8 protein-coding genes are annotated in these 17,165 nt (G+C 69.4%); 2 read left to right on the top strand and 6 right to left on the bottom strand.

The window, feature by feature from the left end; all coding sequences use genetic code 11:
* Nucleotides 1-2: 2 nt before the first annotated feature.
* The 4 genes from pks2 to MCHUDSM44219_RS17345 form a co-directional block, all read right to left on the bottom strand.
* Complete coding sequence (pks2, locus tag MCHUDSM44219_RS17360; RefSeq protein ID WP_048419507.1) at nt 3-6,260, bottom strand: sulfolipid-1 biosynthesis phthioceranic/hydroxyphthioceranic acid synthase; 6,258 nt, start codon at nt 6,258-6,260, stop codon at nt 3-5.
* 192 nt (nt 6,261-6,452) lie between these two features.
* Entirely contained in the window at nt 6,453-6,674 is a 222-nt protein-coding gene (locus MCHUDSM44219_RS17355) for an MbtH family protein (protein WP_048419506.1), read from the bottom strand.
* A 508-nt stretch (nt 6,675-7,182) separates the two neighbouring features.
* Entirely contained in the window at nt 7,183-8,022 is an 840-nt protein-coding gene (locus MCHUDSM44219_RS17350; RefSeq protein WP_048419549.1) for a class I SAM-dependent methyltransferase, read from the bottom strand.
* A 14-nt stretch (nt 8,023-8,036) separates the two neighbouring features.
* Complete coding sequence (locus MCHUDSM44219_RS17345) at nt 8,037-11,009, bottom strand: MMPL/RND family transporter (RefSeq protein ID WP_048419548.1); 2,973 nt, start codon at nt 11,007-11,009, stop codon at nt 8,037-8,039.
* Nucleotides 11,010-11,431: 422 nt separating this feature from the next.
* Between MCHUDSM44219_RS17345 and MCHUDSM44219_RS17340 the strand changes: the two genes are divergently transcribed.
* Nucleotides 11,432-11,935: a DUF2505 domain-containing protein gene (locus tag MCHUDSM44219_RS17340; RefSeq protein ID WP_048419505.1), complete on the top strand. Its 504-nt coding sequence runs from the start codon at nt 11,432-11,434 to the stop codon at nt 11,933-11,935.
* A 55-nt stretch (nt 11,936-11,990) separates the two neighbouring features.
* On the opposite strand, the gene MCHUDSM44219_RS17335 is transcribed toward MCHUDSM44219_RS17340, so the two are convergent.
* Both MCHUDSM44219_RS17335 and MCHUDSM44219_RS17330 read right to left on the bottom strand, forming a co-directional pair.
* Entirely contained in the window at nt 11,991-13,304 is a 1,314-nt protein-coding gene (locus MCHUDSM44219_RS17335; protein ID WP_053081283.1) for a PE-PPE domain-containing protein, read from the bottom strand.
* Between the two features lie 94 nt (nt 13,305-13,398).
* Nucleotides 13,399-14,133 carry a dienelactone hydrolase family protein gene (locus tag MCHUDSM44219_RS17330; RefSeq protein ID WP_053081282.1) on the bottom strand — a complete coding sequence of 245 codons (735 nt, stop codon included), beginning with the start codon at nt 14,131-14,133 and terminating at the stop codon, nt 13,399-13,401.
* Between the two features lie 242 nt (nt 14,134-14,375).
* Between MCHUDSM44219_RS17330 and MCHUDSM44219_RS17325 the strand changes: the two genes are divergently transcribed.
* Entirely contained in the window at nt 14,376-17,036 is a 2,661-nt protein-coding gene (locus tag MCHUDSM44219_RS17325) for a CocE/NonD family hydrolase (protein ID WP_048419504.1), read from the top strand.
* Nucleotides 17,037-17,165: the final 129 nt, after the last annotated feature.

Here is a 17,165-nt window from a genome sequence, read left to right as displayed (position 1 = left end):
TCTCAGGCCGCTTCCGCGGACGCCAATGTGCCGCAGAGCATGTCGGCGAGACCCCGGATGGTGATGGTGGTGACGTCGGCGAACGAGATGCGGATCCCCGTCTCCGTCTCGATGCGGGTCCGCAGTTCCAGTGCGCCGAGCGAGTCCAGGCCGTAGCCGGACAGCGGCCGGTCCGGGTCGACGCCGCGGCGCAGGATCAGGGCGACCTGTTCGGAGATCAGGCGCCGCAACCTGGCCGGCCACTCGTCGACAGGCAGCTGCTCGAGTTCGGCGAGCAGCTCGCTCGAGCCGGTGACCCCCGCGGCGCCGGCGCGGAAGGCCTCCGCGAAGGGACTCCGCTCGGCGAACACGGTCAACCATGGACTGTCCGCGAGCGGTGCGTAGCCGGTGTGGGCGCGGTCGTGGCGCAGAAGCGCGTCGAAGGCGTAGGCACCCTCGTCGGGGGCGATGGCGGCCTGAGATCTCTCGGCGAACTCCACGGCCCGGCCCACCTGCGCCCAGGCGCCCCAGGCGATCGCGGTCGCCGGGAGCCCCTGCGACCGACGCCAGTGGGTGAAGGCGTCCAGCCAGCTGTTGGCCGCCGCATAGGCGCCCTGACCCGGAGAGCCGACGAGTGCCGCGGCCGAGGAGAACGAGCAGAACCAGTCCAGCGGCCGGCCGGCGGTGGCGTCGTGAAGGTGCCAGGCGCCGTACACCTTGGGCGCCCAGTCATGGTCGATGATCTCGTCGGTGATGTTGGCCAACGTGGCGTCCTCGACCACGGCCGCCAGGTGCAGTACCCCCCGCAGGGGCAGCCCGGTCGCCGTCGCCGTGGCCACCAGCTGCCGCGCAGTCGCCGGTGCGGCGATGTCACCGCAGTCGACCGCGACCTCGGTTCCCGCCGCTCGCAGGCGCTCGACCACCGCCTGTGCCTCGGGCGTCGGTTGCGAGCGCGACGACAGCACCAGGCGGCCGCAGCCGGCTGCCGCCAGTTGCTCGGCCAGGAACAGGCCGAGGCCCCCGAGACCGCCGGTGATGACGTAGGCACCGTCGGCGCGCACGACGCGCGCCTGACCCGGCGGCACGGTGACCTGATGGTGTGCCGGCGTTCTCACGTCGAGCACCAGCTTGCCGGTGTGGCGGGCGCCGCTCATCATGCGCAGCGCGGTCGCGGCGTCGGCGAGCGGGAACAGCGTGCTCTGCGGCATCGGCAGCGCACCGTCGGCGGTGCGCTGATACACGGTGCGCAGCAGATCGGCGAACCGGTCGGGATGACTGAAGGCGAGCAGGCCGAGGTCGACGGCGTGGAACGCGAGGTTGCGCCGGAACGGGAACAGCCCCAGTCGGGTGTCACCGTAGATGTCACGCTTGCCGATCTCGATGAACCGTCCACCGAACGCCAGCAGCTCCAGTCCCGCCCGCTGTGCGGCACCGGTCACCGAGTTGAGCACGATGTCCACGCCGTAGCCGTCGGTGTCGCGACGGATCTGGTCAGCGAAATCCAGGCTGCGGGAATCATAGACATGACGTATTCCGCTGTGGCGCAGCAGCTCCCGGCGCTTCTCGCTGCCGGCCGTCGCATAGATGTCCGCCCCGGCCGTTTGGGCGATCGCGATGGCTGCCTGACCGACGCCACCGGTGCCCGAGTGGATCAGCACCTTGTCCCCGGCTCTGATCCGGGCCAGTTCGTGCAATCCGTACCAGGCGGTGGCGTGCGCGGTGGTCACCGCGGCGGCCTGCGTTTCGGTGAGGCCCTGCGGAAGCCGGACCGCACGGCAGGCGTCAGTGGTGACGAAGGTGGACCAGCAGCCGTCCGCGCACAGACCGCCGACGCGGTCACCGACCGCGATGCCGGACACCCCGGGGCCGACCGCCGACACGATGCCGGCGAAATCGGTTCCGAGAGCGGGCAGCCGGCCGTCGAAGGCCGGGTAGCGACCGAACGCGACGAGAACGTCGGCGAAGTTGATGCTCGACGCGGTGACGGCGACCTCGATCTGTCCCGGGCCCGGCGGGATCCGCTCGGCGAGCACGAGTTCGAGCGTCTCCAGATCGCCGGGTGTGCGGATGTCCAGCCCGATCCTGTCGCGGTCGACGCGGGCCGCGGCGGTGCGGCGATCGTCGGGGCGCAGCGGCGTGCGCGACAGTCGCGCCACGTACCAGTCGCCGTCCCGCCACGCGGTCTCGTCCTCGTCGGATCCGCCGATCAGGTGCCGGGCGAGCTGCCCGGAGTCGGTGGCCGCGTCGACGTCGACCTGCGTGACCCCCAGATGCGGATGCTCGGTGCCGATCACCCTCAGCAGGCCGCGCAGCCCGCCCTGCGCCAGGTTCGCGACGTCGCCCGGGAGTACGGTCTGGGCGGCGCGGGTGATGACGAACAGGCGCGGCGCATCGTCACGGACCTCCGACAGGGTTCGGCAGATCCGGGTGAGGTGCGCGACATGGTCGCGGCCCCGTTCCGGCGTCCGGTCTGCGGGCTGGTCGGCCGGCCCGGTGAGGACGACGACGCCGCGGATGGCGCCGCCGCGAAGGTGGCCGGCCAGCTGGTCGAGGTGAGCGCCGTGGTCGGCCCGCAGCGGCCAGCACATCGGGACACAGTGCGCCCCCTGGCCCTTCATCGCATCGGCGAGCGAGCCTGCGACGGCATCGTCGGCGGCGGTGCTGATCAGCACCCAACTCCCCGCACCGCCCGCCGGGGGTTCGGGCAGCTCGCGACGGCGCCACTCGATGGTCAGCAGCCGCTCGGCGAACATCTTCTCGGCGTGCCCGGCCTCGGACAGCGCCGTGCCCAGCCGCAGCCCGCGGACCGTGAGCAGCACGGTGCCGCGGTCATCGAGGACGTCGAGGTCCGTGTCGACCCCGGTGCCGTCCACGCTGGTGACGCGGACGAGGCAGAAGCGGGCATTGCGTACCGGTCCGCCGGCCCGCAGCAGGCGGATGCCCAGCGGCAGCGCGAGCACGTCGTCCCCGAGGGCGACGACCTCGGGATGGGCGGCCACGGACTGGAAACAGGCGTCCAGGAGGGCGGGGTGGATGCCGTAGGCATCCTGCTGGGAGCGGATCGCGCCGGGCAGAGCGACCTCGACGAGCACCGTGGACCGGTCCTCGCTGCGGTGCACGGCGGTCAGCCCTCCGAACGCCGGCCCGTAGTGCACCCCGCGGCGGTCCAGCCGCGCGCGCACCGACGCCCCGTCCTCGGTGTCCGGGTGGGCGGCGCGCAACGCGCCGAGGTCGTGCGGCGGTGGCGCGTCGGCCGTGCTGACGGCCAGTGTCGCGGTGGCCTGCCGTGCCTGCTCGCCTCCCTGATGGGTCTGTACGGAGAACTCGGCGACGTCGTCGGAGCGACGCACCGCGCAGGCGCCCACCGTGGTCTGCTCGTCCAGGAGCAGGGCCTGCTCGAAGCGCAGGTCGCGCACTTCGACGGTGTCGCCCAGCACGGCGGTGGCCGCCGCGAGCGCCATTTCGCAGTACGCGGCGCCCGGCAGCACTGCCACGTCACGGATCCGGTGGTCGGCCAGCCACGGCTGCGCGGCTGTGCCGACCTCGCCCTGCCAGACGTGGCGCTCGGGTTCCTCCTGCAGCTGCACGTGCGCGCCGAGCAGCGGGTGCACCGAGAGCGTGCGGCCGCCGTGCGTCGGTGATTCCTGGGTGCCTCGGGTGAACATCAGGCGGCGGTGCGTCCATGTCGGCAGCGGCGCGTCCACCAGCCGACCGTCCGGGCACGACACGGCGAAGTCCACGGCGGCGCCCGCGCTGTAGAGATCCCCGAGGAACCCCCGCATCCCGTGTGGCAGGCACTGGTCGCGGCGCATCGCGGCGAGCGCGGCCGGGGCCATGTCCAGTCCGCGGGCCGTCTGCTCGACGGCGTGCGTGAGGAGGGGGTGCGGTGAGAGTTCGGCGAACACGCGGAAGCCGTCCTCGAGCGCCGCCTGCACCGCGGGTGCGAAGCGGACCATGTTGCGCAGGTTGTCCACCCAGTAGGAGGCGTCGCAGACAGGATGTTCGCGAGGGTCGTACTGGGTGGCCGAGTAATAGGGGATCTCCGGATCCGTCGGGCGGAGGTCGGCCAGCGCCGCGGTGAGCTCGTCGAGGATCGGATCGACCTGGGGCGAGTGCGACGCCACGTCGACGGCGATCTCGCGGGCCATCACCTCTCGCGACTCCCACGCCGCGATCAGCTCGCGCACTGTCTGGGTGGCGCCCCCGATCACGGTGGACTGGGGAGACGCCACGACCGCCACGACGGCGTCGTCGATGCCGCGGGTGACCAACTCGGAGAGCACCTGCTGCGCAGGCAGTTCCACGGCGGCCATCGCACCGGCGCCGGCGATGCGGGACATCAGCCGCGAACGACGGCAGATGACGCGCACTCCGTCGGCCAGATCGAGGGCGCCCGCGACGACGGCTGCGGCGACCTCGCCGAGCGAGTGACCGATGACGGCGCCCGGGCGGGCACCCTGGGCGCGCATCGTGGCGGCCAGCGCAACCTGCATCGTGAACAGCGCGGGCTGGATGCGGTCGATACCGGTCACCGTCTGCGGGGCGGTGATCGCCTCGGTCACCGAGAATCCGGCCTCGTGGGCGATCAACGGTTCGGCAGCGGCCACGATGGCGGAGAATTCCGGCTCGGTGGCGAGCAGTTCGCTGCCCATGCCGGCCCACTGCGAGCCCTGGCCGGAGAACACCCACACCGGCCCGCGGTCGTCCTGCCCGACGGCGGGCTGGTAAGGCGTGTCGCCGTCGGCCACGTCGCACAGTGCCCGGGTCAGGTCGTCGCTGCTGCGGGCGATCACCGCCGTGCGGACCGGACGGTGGGTGCGGCGCCGGGTCAACGTGTACGCGAGGTCGGCCAGGTCGACGTCCCGGTGGACCGCCAACCAGTTCGCCAACCGCTCTGCGGTACGGCGCAATTCGTCCGCCGACGTCGAGGACAGCGGAAACAGGCGCTCACCCGGCCGCGGCCCGGACTCCCGCGCCGGCACCTGGTCGGGGGCCTGCTCGATGATCGCGTGCACGTTGGTTCCGGACAGACCGTAGGACGACGCGGCCGCCCGGCGGGGATGGTCTCCACCGACCGGCCACGGCGTGATCTGCTGCGGCACGAACAATTTCGTGTCGATCCGCGCCATCGCGTCGGGCAGCCGGGTGAAGTGCAGGTTCGGGGGGACGACGCCGCGCCCCACGGCGAGCACGGTCTTCATCAGACCCAGCGCGCCCGCGGCTGACTGGGCATGTCCGAAGTTCGTCTTCAGCGACGCCAGGGCACAGGCGTTCTCGACGCCGTACACGCCGGCCAGGCTCGCGAACTCGATCGGGTCACCGACCGGCGTGCCCGGACCGTGCGCCTCGACCATCCCGACGGTGCGTGCGTCGACGCCCGCGGCGGCGAGCGCCCTGCGGTACACGGTGGCCTGCGCGACGGCTGACGGGGTCGCGATGTTCACGGTGTGGCCGTCCTGGTTGGCTGCGGTACCGCGGATCACCGCCAGGACGCGGTCGCGGTCGCGCACGGCGTCCGGCAGACGCTTGAGCAGCACGACCGCGCAGCCCTCGGAGGAGACGAATCCGTCCGCCGCGACGTCGAAGGCGTGGCACCTCCCGGTCGGGGACAGCATGCCCTCGGCCGACCCGGCGACGAACTTGCGGGGGTCGAGCGTCACCGCGGCGCCGCCGGCCAGCGCCAGGTCGCTCTCGCCGTCGATCAGACTGTGGCACGCCAGATGCACCGCCGTCAGGCCGGAGGAACACGCGGTGTCGACCGTCATCGCGGGTCCGTGCAATCCCAGCGCGTAGGCGATCCGGCCGGAGGCCAGGCTGAAACTGCTGCCGGTGAAACCGTAGGGCGCCTCGACGGCGTCCGCATCGGCGGCCAGCAGTTGATAGTCGCCGTGCGTGAGCCCGACGAAGACACCCGTCAGCGAATCGGCCATCATCTCGCGGGTGATCCCGGCGTGCTCCATCGCCTCCCAGGAGATCTCCAGAAGCAGCCGGTGCTGGGGGTCCATCGCGGTGGCTTCCCGCTCGTTGATCCCGAAGAACTCGGGATCGAATCCCGCGACGTCGTCGAGGAATCCGCCCCACTTCGTGACCGATCGGCCGGGGATCCCGGGCTGGGGGTCGTAGTACTCCTCGGCGTCCCAGCGGTCGGCGGGGATCTCGGTGACGTGATCGTCGCCGCGCATCAGCGATTCCCAGAGGCGCTCGGGCGAATCGATGCCGCCCGGCAGCCGGCATGCCATCCCGATGACGGCGATCGACACCGCACCACCCGAGTCATCCACCGCTGATCACTCCTGCGTCGACGGGTCGGTGACCGTCACGCGGACGCCCCTGTGCGCGCGGCGGTTCGGTCCCGGGGTGACCCGATCCCGGGAGAGGTGCGCTATCTCGTTGTCGTCGTGTCGGCGGACGTGCCCGGCTTCCCCGATGATGAAGCCCCATCCGACAGCCCCCATTTCAGTCGGCCGAGCAGTTCAGCCCGTGGTGTTCGCGAGCCTCTCGCGCAGGCTTCGCGGCCGGATGTCCGGCCAGTTCGCTTCGATGTACTCCAGGCACGCCGCGCGCTCGGCCTCCCCGAACACGACGCGCCAGCCGTCGGGCACATCGGCGAAGACGGGCCACAGACTGTGCTGTTCCTCGTCGTTGACCAGGACGACGAAGGCGGCGTTGTCGTCGTCGAACGGATTGGTGCTCATCGACTCGTTCGACCTCCCCTCGAGGGATCAATTTGACGGGAACGTTACTGCAGGAGGCGGTACCGGTACGGAGTTTCAGGAAAAGGGCAGCAAGTTCGCTGAGACGTGACCGGCCGGACATCTTGCGCCCTCGGGAATTGGACTGTGTCCAGGGCAGGAGAGCCAGGTGAGGCGAGCCTCAGGCGACGGTGCGACCAATTCCCGGAGGGCGGAAAACGGGCCGGAGAAGCGGTTTGCGAAATTCGTCGCACGACGGCGAATTCCGACCGCATCTCGGGTGTCCAGCGACGCTCGACGGGTCGTTCGGCGAGGACCCGCCGGCGCGCACACCGCGCTAAGCCGATGTGTCGACACCCCGGCCGTCGTTCCCCGCTGGCTAACCGCCCCCCGGGGCCGCGGCAACGGACCCGTAGCGCGGCGTTCGATGAGACGCGCTGTGTCGCAGAAATATTGGAGACGAGGAACTAATTCCGGCGGGTGTCGCTGGCGCACAGCGCAATTCGTTAGATCATCTAGTGGTGGGGCGGTTTTCGAACGTGTAGCGGTAGATGCGGTCGTACTCACGGACCGCGGGAAGGGCGTACTGCAGTCGGTACAGCAACCGTTGCCGAGACAGCGGAATCCTCTCGTACCCAGCCATGATGGGGCTGCTGTCGACCGGTTTCAGCCGCGGTTCCGCCCGGACGACCTCCTCGCCGTCCCGGGTGCCCCACTTGATGAGACCGGCGGTGAAGATCTTCGACATCCGCGGACCCCACGGTGAGAGGTAATCGGCGATCAGCTCGCCACTGTCGAAACGGTCGAGCAAGCGGTGGAGCAGAGCGGCCACCTCGTCGAGAGTGAGATACATCAGCAGCCCTTCGGCGACGATCAGCACCGGGCCTCCGACGGGCAGTTCCTCGACCCATCGGGGATCGGTCACCGACGAGCCGACCATCCGGTATCGCTCGGTCTCGGAATGCAACTGACGGCGCAGCGCGATGACGTTGGGCAGATCGACGTCGTACCACCGACCACCGTCCGGCCGTGCCATCCGCAGCCCGCGGCTGTGCAACCCGCATCCCAGGTGCAGCACCACCGCTTCCGGATGGCGGTCCAGGTACCCGTCGATCATCGCGTCGAACTGCGCGCTGCGCAGGGCCACCATGAACTGGTTGGTGTCCGGGTGCAGTGCCCGGTGCATCCGCGGGAAGTCGTAGTCGATGCGCTCGATGTCCTGGGCGGCGACGTGGTCGCCGAGGATCGGCCGGGCCAACTTACTCTCGTGGGCCCGGAGGTAGAGCAGGCACAGATTGGTCCACTCCACCGACTTCCACTGCACGCCGGTGAAATCCACCTTGTTCGCCACGACGGTCTCCTCGCTCACACCGGATCGGGAACGGGCACCGGGTCCTGGCGCGCCCGTGACGCGGGCGGCCGCGGCCGCCATCGCGACGGCCACCAGTTCGCCCGTCCCACGAGCACTGCCATCGCGGGCACCGTGACCGTCCGGACCAGGAACGTGTCCAGCAGGATGCCGGTGCCGACGACGAACCCGGCCTGGATGATGGTGCTGATGCTGGCGAACAGCAGACCGAACATCGACGCCGCGAAGATCAGGCCGGCGGCGGTGATCACCCCTCCGGTGGCGCCGACGGTCCGGATGACGCCCGACCGCATACCGCGCGGGGACTCGTCGCGGATCCGCGAGATCAGCAGCATGTTGTAGTCCGCGCCCATCGCCACCAGGATGATGAACGTCAACCCCGGTACGCTCCAGTGCAATTCCTGTCCGAGGAGGAACTGGAAGGTCACCACGCCCAGGCCCAGGGCGGCCAGGTAGGACAGGATCACCGACGCGATCAGGTAGACGGGTGCGACGATCGCGCGCAGCAGCGCGATGAGGATGAACAGCACCACGGCGATCGTCACGATGACGATGTACCGCATGTCGTGGTCGTAGTAGTCACGGGCATCCCGCAGCGTCGCCGGGTACCCGGTCATCGAGATCGAACCGTCGGCCAGTTCGGTGTTCGGCTGGGCGCCCCGGGCGGTGTCGGTGACGGCGATGACCTGATCCATCGCGTCGGTCCCGAAGGGATTGAGGTCGGTTTGGATCAGGTAGCGCGCCGCGTGCCCGTCGGGGGAGATGAAGAACGTGGCGGCCTTCTTGAAGTCGTCCGAGTCGAGAACCTGCGACGGGATGAAGAAGCCGGCCATCGACGGCGAGGTCGCGCTGTTGCGCATCGTCAGCAGGAACGTCGACGCGTCGCCGAGGTCGGTGCCCATCTTCTTGGTCTGGTCCACCAGCTGTGCGACGCCGTCGGCGACCTGACGGCCGCCATCGGCCAGTGACTTGAGGCCTTCCTGCATGCCCCCGAGGTTGCCCAGCGGTGACTGTCCGCGCCCGCCGCCGGCTCCGCCGAGCCCGAGCGAACCCATCGACCCTGTCAGCGACTTCATCGACTGGCTGAGTTTGGTCACGGTCTGGGTCAGGGTCGAGGCCGGCCCGCTCGACTGGAGTTGGTCGACGAGCTTCTGCAGGCTGCCGTCGTCGCGTGCGGTCTGCACCCGGCGGAACTGGTCGCGTGCGCTGACGCAGAGCGGGGTGTCGTTGCAGTAGGGGCTTCCATCGAGCGCGATGACCACGGGATCGATCCACGCGAAGTTCTTCGTCATGTCGCCGAAGATCGCCTGCATCGAGTCGCCCAGCGCCCGCATGTTGTTCACCAGCTGCGGGTCACCCAGCTGCCCGAGGGTCGTCGCGCCGCCGAACTGGTTCTGGATGGTCTGCATCGTCGTGAGAATCCCGGTCAGGCCGGACATCAGCTTGGTGACCTGCTCGCGCAACGTCTTCAGTCCGTCGGCCAGCTGATCGGCTCCGGAGGCGAGCTTGTCCAGATCGGTCGTCCTGTCCCGGATCAAGGTGGAGGCGTTGTCCAGCTTCGAGCCGACCTCGCCGGCCTGGAAGGTGGTGCTCGCCTCCTTCAGGGGCTTTCCGCTCGGCCGGGTGATGCCGCGGACGGCCGCGATGTCGGGCAGCTGGCTGATCCGCTGCGCCATCTGCTCCAGGTCGGCGAGCGCCTTCGGGGTGCGCAGGTCGCGCGGCGACTGGACCAGAAGGTATTGGGGGATGGTCGTATTGACCGGGAAGTGGCGGTCCAGCGCCAGGTATCCCACGGAGCTCTCGACGTTGTCGGGCAGCGCTTTGCGATCGTCGTAGTTGAACTTCACGAAGAGCACGCATCCGGCGAGCAGCATCAGCACGGTGAGGCTGGCGACCAGGTTGGCGACCGGGCGCCGGACGATGCGGATTCCCGAGCGGCGCCAGAACCGGGAGGTGAGGTCGCGGCGCGGGGCCACCCAGCCGCGGCGTCCGGTGAGCACAATGATCGACGGGAGCAATGTCACCGAAGCGAGGAACGCGACGGCGATCCCGATCGCGAGCGCGGGGCCGATCGTCGCGAACAGTTCCAGGCGGGCGAAGGTCATCGCCATGAAGGTGACACCCACGGTGGCCGCGGAGGCGGCGATCACCTTGCCGATGGATCCCAGGGCATTGCGGACCGCGTCGTCGGAGGTCTGTCCGGCGCGGACGAAGTCGTGGTAGCGGCTGATCAGGAAGACGGCGTAGTCGGTGCCTGCGCCGGCCATCATGCCGCTGAGCAGCGTGATGGTCTGTGGCGACACCCCGAGTCCGAGGACGGCTGCGCCGGCCACGGCGGCCTGTGCGATGCCCAGCGAGACGCCGATGGTGACCAGCGGCAGCATGATCGTCGCGGGTTTGCGATAAATGATCAGCAGGATCGCGAGCAACAACGTGATGATCGCGGCCTCGATCTTCACCTGATCCCGCGTGCCGACATCGAGCGAGTCGGCGAACGTGGCGGCGGGACCGGTCAGATTGGCGGTGAGCGTCGACCCCTCGACGGTGTGCCTGACGACGTCGGCGACCCGGGTGTAGGAGTCGTAGGACTCAGGGGAGCCCAATTCGCCGGCCAGCCCGATCGGCATCAGCCAGGCCTTGCCGTCCTCGCTGGTGAGCCCGGGGCGCAGCGCCGGCGTGCTGACGAAGTCCTCGATCATCACCACGTGCTCGTTGTCGCGGCGCAGCCGGTCGACGAGGGTGCCGTACACCTGCTCGTCGGACTTGCCGAGGCCGCGCTCGTCGGTCAGCAGCACCAGCAGGACGTTCTCCGAGCCGGACTCGTCGAAGGCCGCCCCCATCTGCTGGGTCGCGACGATCGACGGGGCGTCGGCGGGGAGGGGGGAGACCGGTTGCTTCTGCGTCGCCTCCACCAGGGTGGGGAACAGCGGCGGCAGCACGACCGCGAGGCCGATCCAGACGGCGATCACGATCCACGGCCACCGCACGACCACATCGCCCACCCGGCCGAAGATCCCGCCGCCGCGGGCGGTACCCGGTGCGGCGTCGGCGACGACTAGATCATGGGCCCCTTCACCCACCCCCGGTGCCTCTCTTCAGGTTCGAGCATGGGTCTCGGGGTGAAGCCCGTTGGAACACAACGTTTTTGCCGCGCCCCTGCCCGCTCTCCAATTGTGGGCCACATCCAGCGCAGACGTGCTCATGTGATGCCGCGAGGGTAATCCGTTTTTTGACGTTGATGTCAGGAATCGTGGTTTTGGAGTACCGTTTCTTCGCGACGAGATGTCGTCTGTGGGCAGTCGGAAACGGCGGAGTGCATGGTGGATGGATCTGTCGGAGGCGTCGCGGCGCCCGGTGCGGGGATCGGCACGGGGATCGGCACGGTGGGGGCATGACGCGCTCGATCGATTTCTCGGTCGACTCACAGGCCAGCGTCGACGAGATCCACTGGGCGTTCTCGCAGGAGGAGTACTGGCGGGCGCGGATGAAGGCGTTCGGCGGCATGGGCAAGCTGGATGCGCTCGACGTGGGACCCGACGGGTCGGTGTCGGTGGTCATCCTGCACGATCTGCATCCCGACGGGTTGCCCACCGCGCTGAAGAAGTTCTTTCCCCGCAACTGGCGAGTGGTGCAGGAGGAGACGTGGAGCCCCGCCGACGACGGACTCGTGCACGGGGACGTCGGCATCGTCACCTATGGTGCGCCGGGTTCGGGGCGGGGGATCGCGGTGCTGACCCCTGCCGATCAGGGGTCGCGACTGAAATGCACTGCGACCGTGGACTTCAAGGTGCCATTGGTGGGTGGCAAGATCGAGGGGATGATCGGCCGGCTGATGGTTCCTCAGTTCTCGGTGATCCAGCGCTTCACCGCGAAGTGGATCAGCCAGAACTCCTGAGGATCAGTCCCCGGTCGTCGCCGCGGACGACGAGTTGTCAGCCGGCGCGGCGCTGTCACGGGTGGGCTCGGTCGGGCCGGACGGTGGGCCTCCCGCCGTCGACGTCGGCCGGACCGTCGTGAGCGCTCTCCGAATCACTCTCGCGCTCAATGGCTTTGCCTCGCCTGACGGTGCGGTCGGCGGTGCGCCTCGCGGGCTCCTCGTCGGTCGTCACGTCCGTCGCGTCCGTCTCGACTGCAACCTCGGCGGTCTCGGCGGAGTCCTCGAGGCGCTGCTCGGTCCGCGCGGCCGGTGCGGCGTCCTGGTGCTCGACGACCGGCCGCACGCGGTGCTCCGAAACCGCCTCCACGCCCTCGCGCAGCGCGCCCGGCATCTTGGCGGCCGTGGTGAGCAGCTCGCCGATCGACGGCATCAACCGTGCGGGTCGGTAGCGGCTGGGGTCCGACGAGATGGGATTGCCGTCGTAGTAGGCCGAATCGACCAGGAGCTTCAGCACGGGTTCGGTCAGATCGGCGATGGTGTTCCCGAATGGCACCACGTCGCGGATCAGCCGCGCCAACGGCAGCTCATCGGTGGTGTACGTGACGTAGGTGGTCTTGCCCCGCGTGGTGACGTAGGCGGTGACGCGGTCCTCGGCGGGTGACTGGCAGCGCGCGTCCTGACACGGCTGCACCTGACCGCTGGCCAGCACCGCGCACGTGTTGGCGCCGCCGCACGAGACGGACGGTGTGCCGTCGGCGCCGACAGGCAGCGCGATCTCGGACTGGTCCCGATACCCGTACAGATAGGCCACCAGCGAGTTGACGTGGGCGAGGACGTTGAACAGGTCGGCGGGGGCGTTCGAGTTGTAGTTGTACTGATAGGCGATGTCGATCACCGCGGCCGCCGCGGTGTCCGTCGGAGTCGGGAACGGGTTGACCCCGATGAGCGCGAAGAGCGGGTACCGAGTGCCGAAGCCCCCGTCGGGCCGGGAGACGTTGTTGTCGAGCACGAACACCGTCGTGGGCAGCGCCGGGTCGTTCCGCCGGTCGAACGACGACAGCACCAGGCTCGCGTTGGCGGCGCCCCACCCCGAGGCGAGCACCGCGTTGTCCTCGCCTGAGTTGGCTTGCAGCGCTTGGCCGATGGCGGCCGGGCCGCCGCGGAAGTCGATCGGGATCAGGTCCGGCCCGGGCTGGCCGCCCGGATTGTAGGGAGCCTGGTTGAACAGGCCCCCGAAGAAGTCCTCGTTGCCCGCGCCGTCCGGATGCGTGGAACTCCCGACGACGATGAGCGCGGCGAGATCGACCGACAGTGCCGCGATCGATGCCGGTTGGGTGGCCGCGACACCTCCGACAGCCGCCGCGATGCCCACGGCCGTGACACCCACAGCCGCCCCACGAAATTTGCCCCTGGTCAACGTAGCCTCCCCGTCACGTCCCTAGCAGAGTAGCGCGGTGGGGTGCATTCGTGGCAACGCGTCGTCAGTGTGCTGCGGCGTCAGTGTCCCAGCACTCCTGCAGAAAGTGGCCGAGGGTGGTCCAGGCCCGCCGCGAGGCAGATTCGCTGTAGAGGATGCCGCGGGCGGGGTCGTCGGCCCACGGCGCCATGAACGCGTGGGCGGTGTCGCCGTAGGCGTGCAGCTGCCAGTCGATCCCGCGGCCGGAGAACTCCCGGCCCAGCGCGACGACGTCCTCCGGCGGCGCGAACGGGTCGTCCCAGCCGTGCAGCACCAGCACCCGCGCATGGACGTCGCGCTGCCCGAGCGTCGGGTGCGCGGTCAGCAGTCCGTGGAAGCTCGCGACCCCGGCCAGGGGATGGCCCGCCCGCGCCAGGTCCAGCACGCACAGGCCGCCGAAGCAGAACCCGATCGCGGCCAGCTGCGTGCCCGCGACCTGCGGAGCAGCCGTCACGGCGCCGAACACGGCGGCCAGTCGCTGCGCGAGCGCGGTGCGGTCGTCGAGAAAGCGCGCCATCTCGGCGCCGGTGGCGTCCATGCCGCCGCGGGTCACCTCCTCGCCGAACAGATCGACGGCGACGGCCTGATAGCCCCACTCGGTCAGCGTGCCGGCGAACTCCAGTTGCAGGTCGCTGCGGCCCTCCATCCCGTGAACGACGAGCACTGTCTGCGCTGCCGTGCGGGAGTCGTCGTGCGCGAGCACCGCGTCGTAGGAGGTGCCGTCGATGTCATGCCGGAGCGAAGTGTTGATCACAGCCACCCGGCCGACGCTTCCACGAAACGGAGGCCGTGGACAGGGACGTTCACTGCCCGCGTAACCACGTCGTCAGTCCGGACGTCGGCAGCGCCAATGACGTTGCGGCGGTGCACGTGCGCGCAGCGCAAATGGCAGCCTCAGACAATTGACGCCGTCACAAATCGATTGCCCGAATCGGCATTGATCATCGCGGTCTCGGCGTAGTGTCTGCCCCGTTTCGAGTGTTGCTGACGGAGGGCGTAGTCATGAGTGCTGCAAGTTATGTCGGTCGGGTCGGCGGGTTGGCGATTGCCCTGGGCGTCGGAACGGCCATCCTCACGGGCCAGGGCGTGGCCTACGCCGATGACACCGACACCTCGACTCCATCGTCGGTCGACTCCGGCTCCGCGGCTTCGACGACGCGTGACGACACGGTGACCCTCGACAGGCAGCCACTCGGGAAGCACCGCACCACCGACCGCACGTCGCTCGCCGACACCGTCAAGAACATCGTCGACCGGGTTGCCGCGGAGCGTGAGAAGCGCGCCGCCGACCGCGCCGACGCGGAAGCCGATGCCGATGCCGAAGCCGACGCGCCCGTCGCCCGGCCCAGCGACCGCCGCAAGCATCGTGAAGCCGCCGACGAGCAGGAATCCCCACCGGCGCAACAGGATTCGTCGGCATCGACGGAGGCTGCGGATACCGGCACCGCGGCGCCGTCGGTCGAGAAGGCCCGCGGTCTGGCCTGGCTGAAGACCCCGCGGGTGGTCGCGGGCCGCGAGGCGGAGGCGGCACCGAAGACCGTCACCTCCCTGTGGACGCCGCCGGGGGCGCTGACCACCGACGAGACCGGAGTCGGCGCGCCTGCCGCACCTCGGACGACCGTGGTGGGCGGGCTCCTGGCCGCGCTGAACCGGGTGCTGGACCCGGGCTCCTCGAACAACGGCACGCCGATCGGCGGATCGCTGTCCGACCTCGTCCTGCTGGCCGGCGCGCGCCGCGAATCGGCACAGGTGCAGACCCTGGCGATCCCGCCGTACTCGGTCGACGTCGCCGCCGGGGTGATCGTCGGCTGCACCGTCGGCACCACCTGCACCACCGCGGACGGCTCCGTCTACACCGTCAAGGACGGGCCGAGCAAGGGCGGCAAGCTGACGCTCGACGCCACGACCGGCGCCTTCCGTTTCCTGCCCTTCGCTGACGAGAACACCAGCAACGGCCCCTCGGGGATCGAGACCTTCTCCGTGCTGGTCGCCCAGAACACGAAGTTCACCGACGCGATCACCGGGCTGCCGATCATCGGAGCGAGCCTGATCACGCCGATCGTTCAGGCCCTGCAGCAGGCCAACGTCCTCTCGGGTCTGCTCGGCACCGCGGAGTTGCAGAACATCGAGGTCAACATCGACGATCTGCGCGGCGTGACGGACACCCCGGTCGCGTTCACGACGTTCGTCACCTCGTGGGACGGCGTCAAGATCAGCACCAACTTCTTCCCCGCGATCGCCACGAACTTCCCTGACGTCGACGGCAATCCCGGCTTCGAGACGATCTTCAACGGTCCGGGACTGGCGCAGGCCGGGGCGACCAACCCCGCCGACCCGTTCGTCTCATCGTTCCGTTCGCTCGGCTACAACGTGGTGACGTGGGACCCGCGCGGCGAATTCGCCTCCGGCGGTGTCCTGCAACTCGACAGCCCCCAGTACGAGGGCCAGGACGTCTCAGAACTGATCAGCTGGGTGGCGACCCAGAACGGCGTCGAACTCGACAAGGCGAACGACCCGACCATGGGCATGGTCGGCGTCTCCTACGGCGGCGGCATCCAGTGGGTGACCGCCGCGGGGGACAACCGGGTGGACGCGATCGCCCCGGGGTGGTCCTGGAACACGCTGCCGGACTCGCTGTACCCGCACAGTGCGTTCCGGACCACGTACTCGGCCATTCTGCTTCTCGGACTGGTGGAGACGAGGGCCAGGATCAACCCGCAGATCTACGGCGGCATCCTGACCGGCGCCACACTGGGCGTCTTGACCCCCAGCCAGATCCAGCTACTGCAGAACAGCGGGCCGGGCCAGACGGTGCGCGGGATCTCCGTGCCCACCCTGATCTTCCAGGGCACCGTCGACGTGCTGTTCCCGCTGCACCAGTCGATCGTCAACCTGAGCTACCTCGCGGACAACCCGAACGTGAAACTGCTCTGGTTCTGCGGCGGCCACGGCACCTGCCTGCCGGGCCAGGGCAACGGCACCGCCGACAGCGTGTGGACGCTGACCGAAACCGTCAAATGGATGCAGACCTACGTCAAGGACCTCATCCCGGCCGATCCGAACGTCTTCGAGTGGACCGACCAGACCGGTGACCGGTGGACGTCGACGGTGCGCCCGACCGCCGACAACTTCTACGACGCGATCAGCAAGGTGCCCACGACGACATGGGACACCGGCAAGACGCTGCCGATCATCCCGATCGTCGGCGGGTCCGGCCCGGGTCCGATCGCTCCGGCGCCCTACTCGTACGGCAACGGCTCGGAGGCCACCAATGCGGTCAGCATCAAGCTGACCAATCCGACGGGCGAGGCCAACGTCGTCGGCGCGCCGCACGTGGTGATCGACTACAGCGGCCTGGGCACCAGCCGGCACATCTACGCCCAGGTCGTCGACAAGTCCACCGGGCTGGTCGTCGGCAACATCGTGTCGCCGGTCCCGGTCACCCTCAACGGACGCGACCAGCAGGTGGAGATCGACCTCGAGGACATCGCCTACACGATGACGCCGACCAGTGACCTGGAGCTGCAGATCTTCACCACCGCAACGCCGTTCCTGAACCTGACCCAGTTCGGCTTCGTCAACATCAAGAGCGTGGAGGTGACGCTGCCGACGACCTCGCAGGGCACCAACCAGGGGCCGAACCCTCTGCCCCTCGCGGTCTGACACGACGGAGCGCGCCGAGTGTGCAGTTGTTGACGCGAATCGCGGCTTGAGTTCAAGGGGTCGATGCAACAGTTGGCGGTTTTGACAGTAGTTCGTTGAGGGCTTCGGCTGGGGTTTTCCAGTCGAGGG

Origin of the sequence: Mycolicibacterium chubuense, from assembly GCF_001044255.1 — a bacterium.
Classification (GTDB): Bacteria; Actinomycetota; Actinomycetes; order Mycobacteriales; family Mycobacteriaceae; genus Mycobacterium; species Mycobacterium chubuense.
This window is presented reverse-complemented; position numbering and strand designations above follow the sequence as displayed.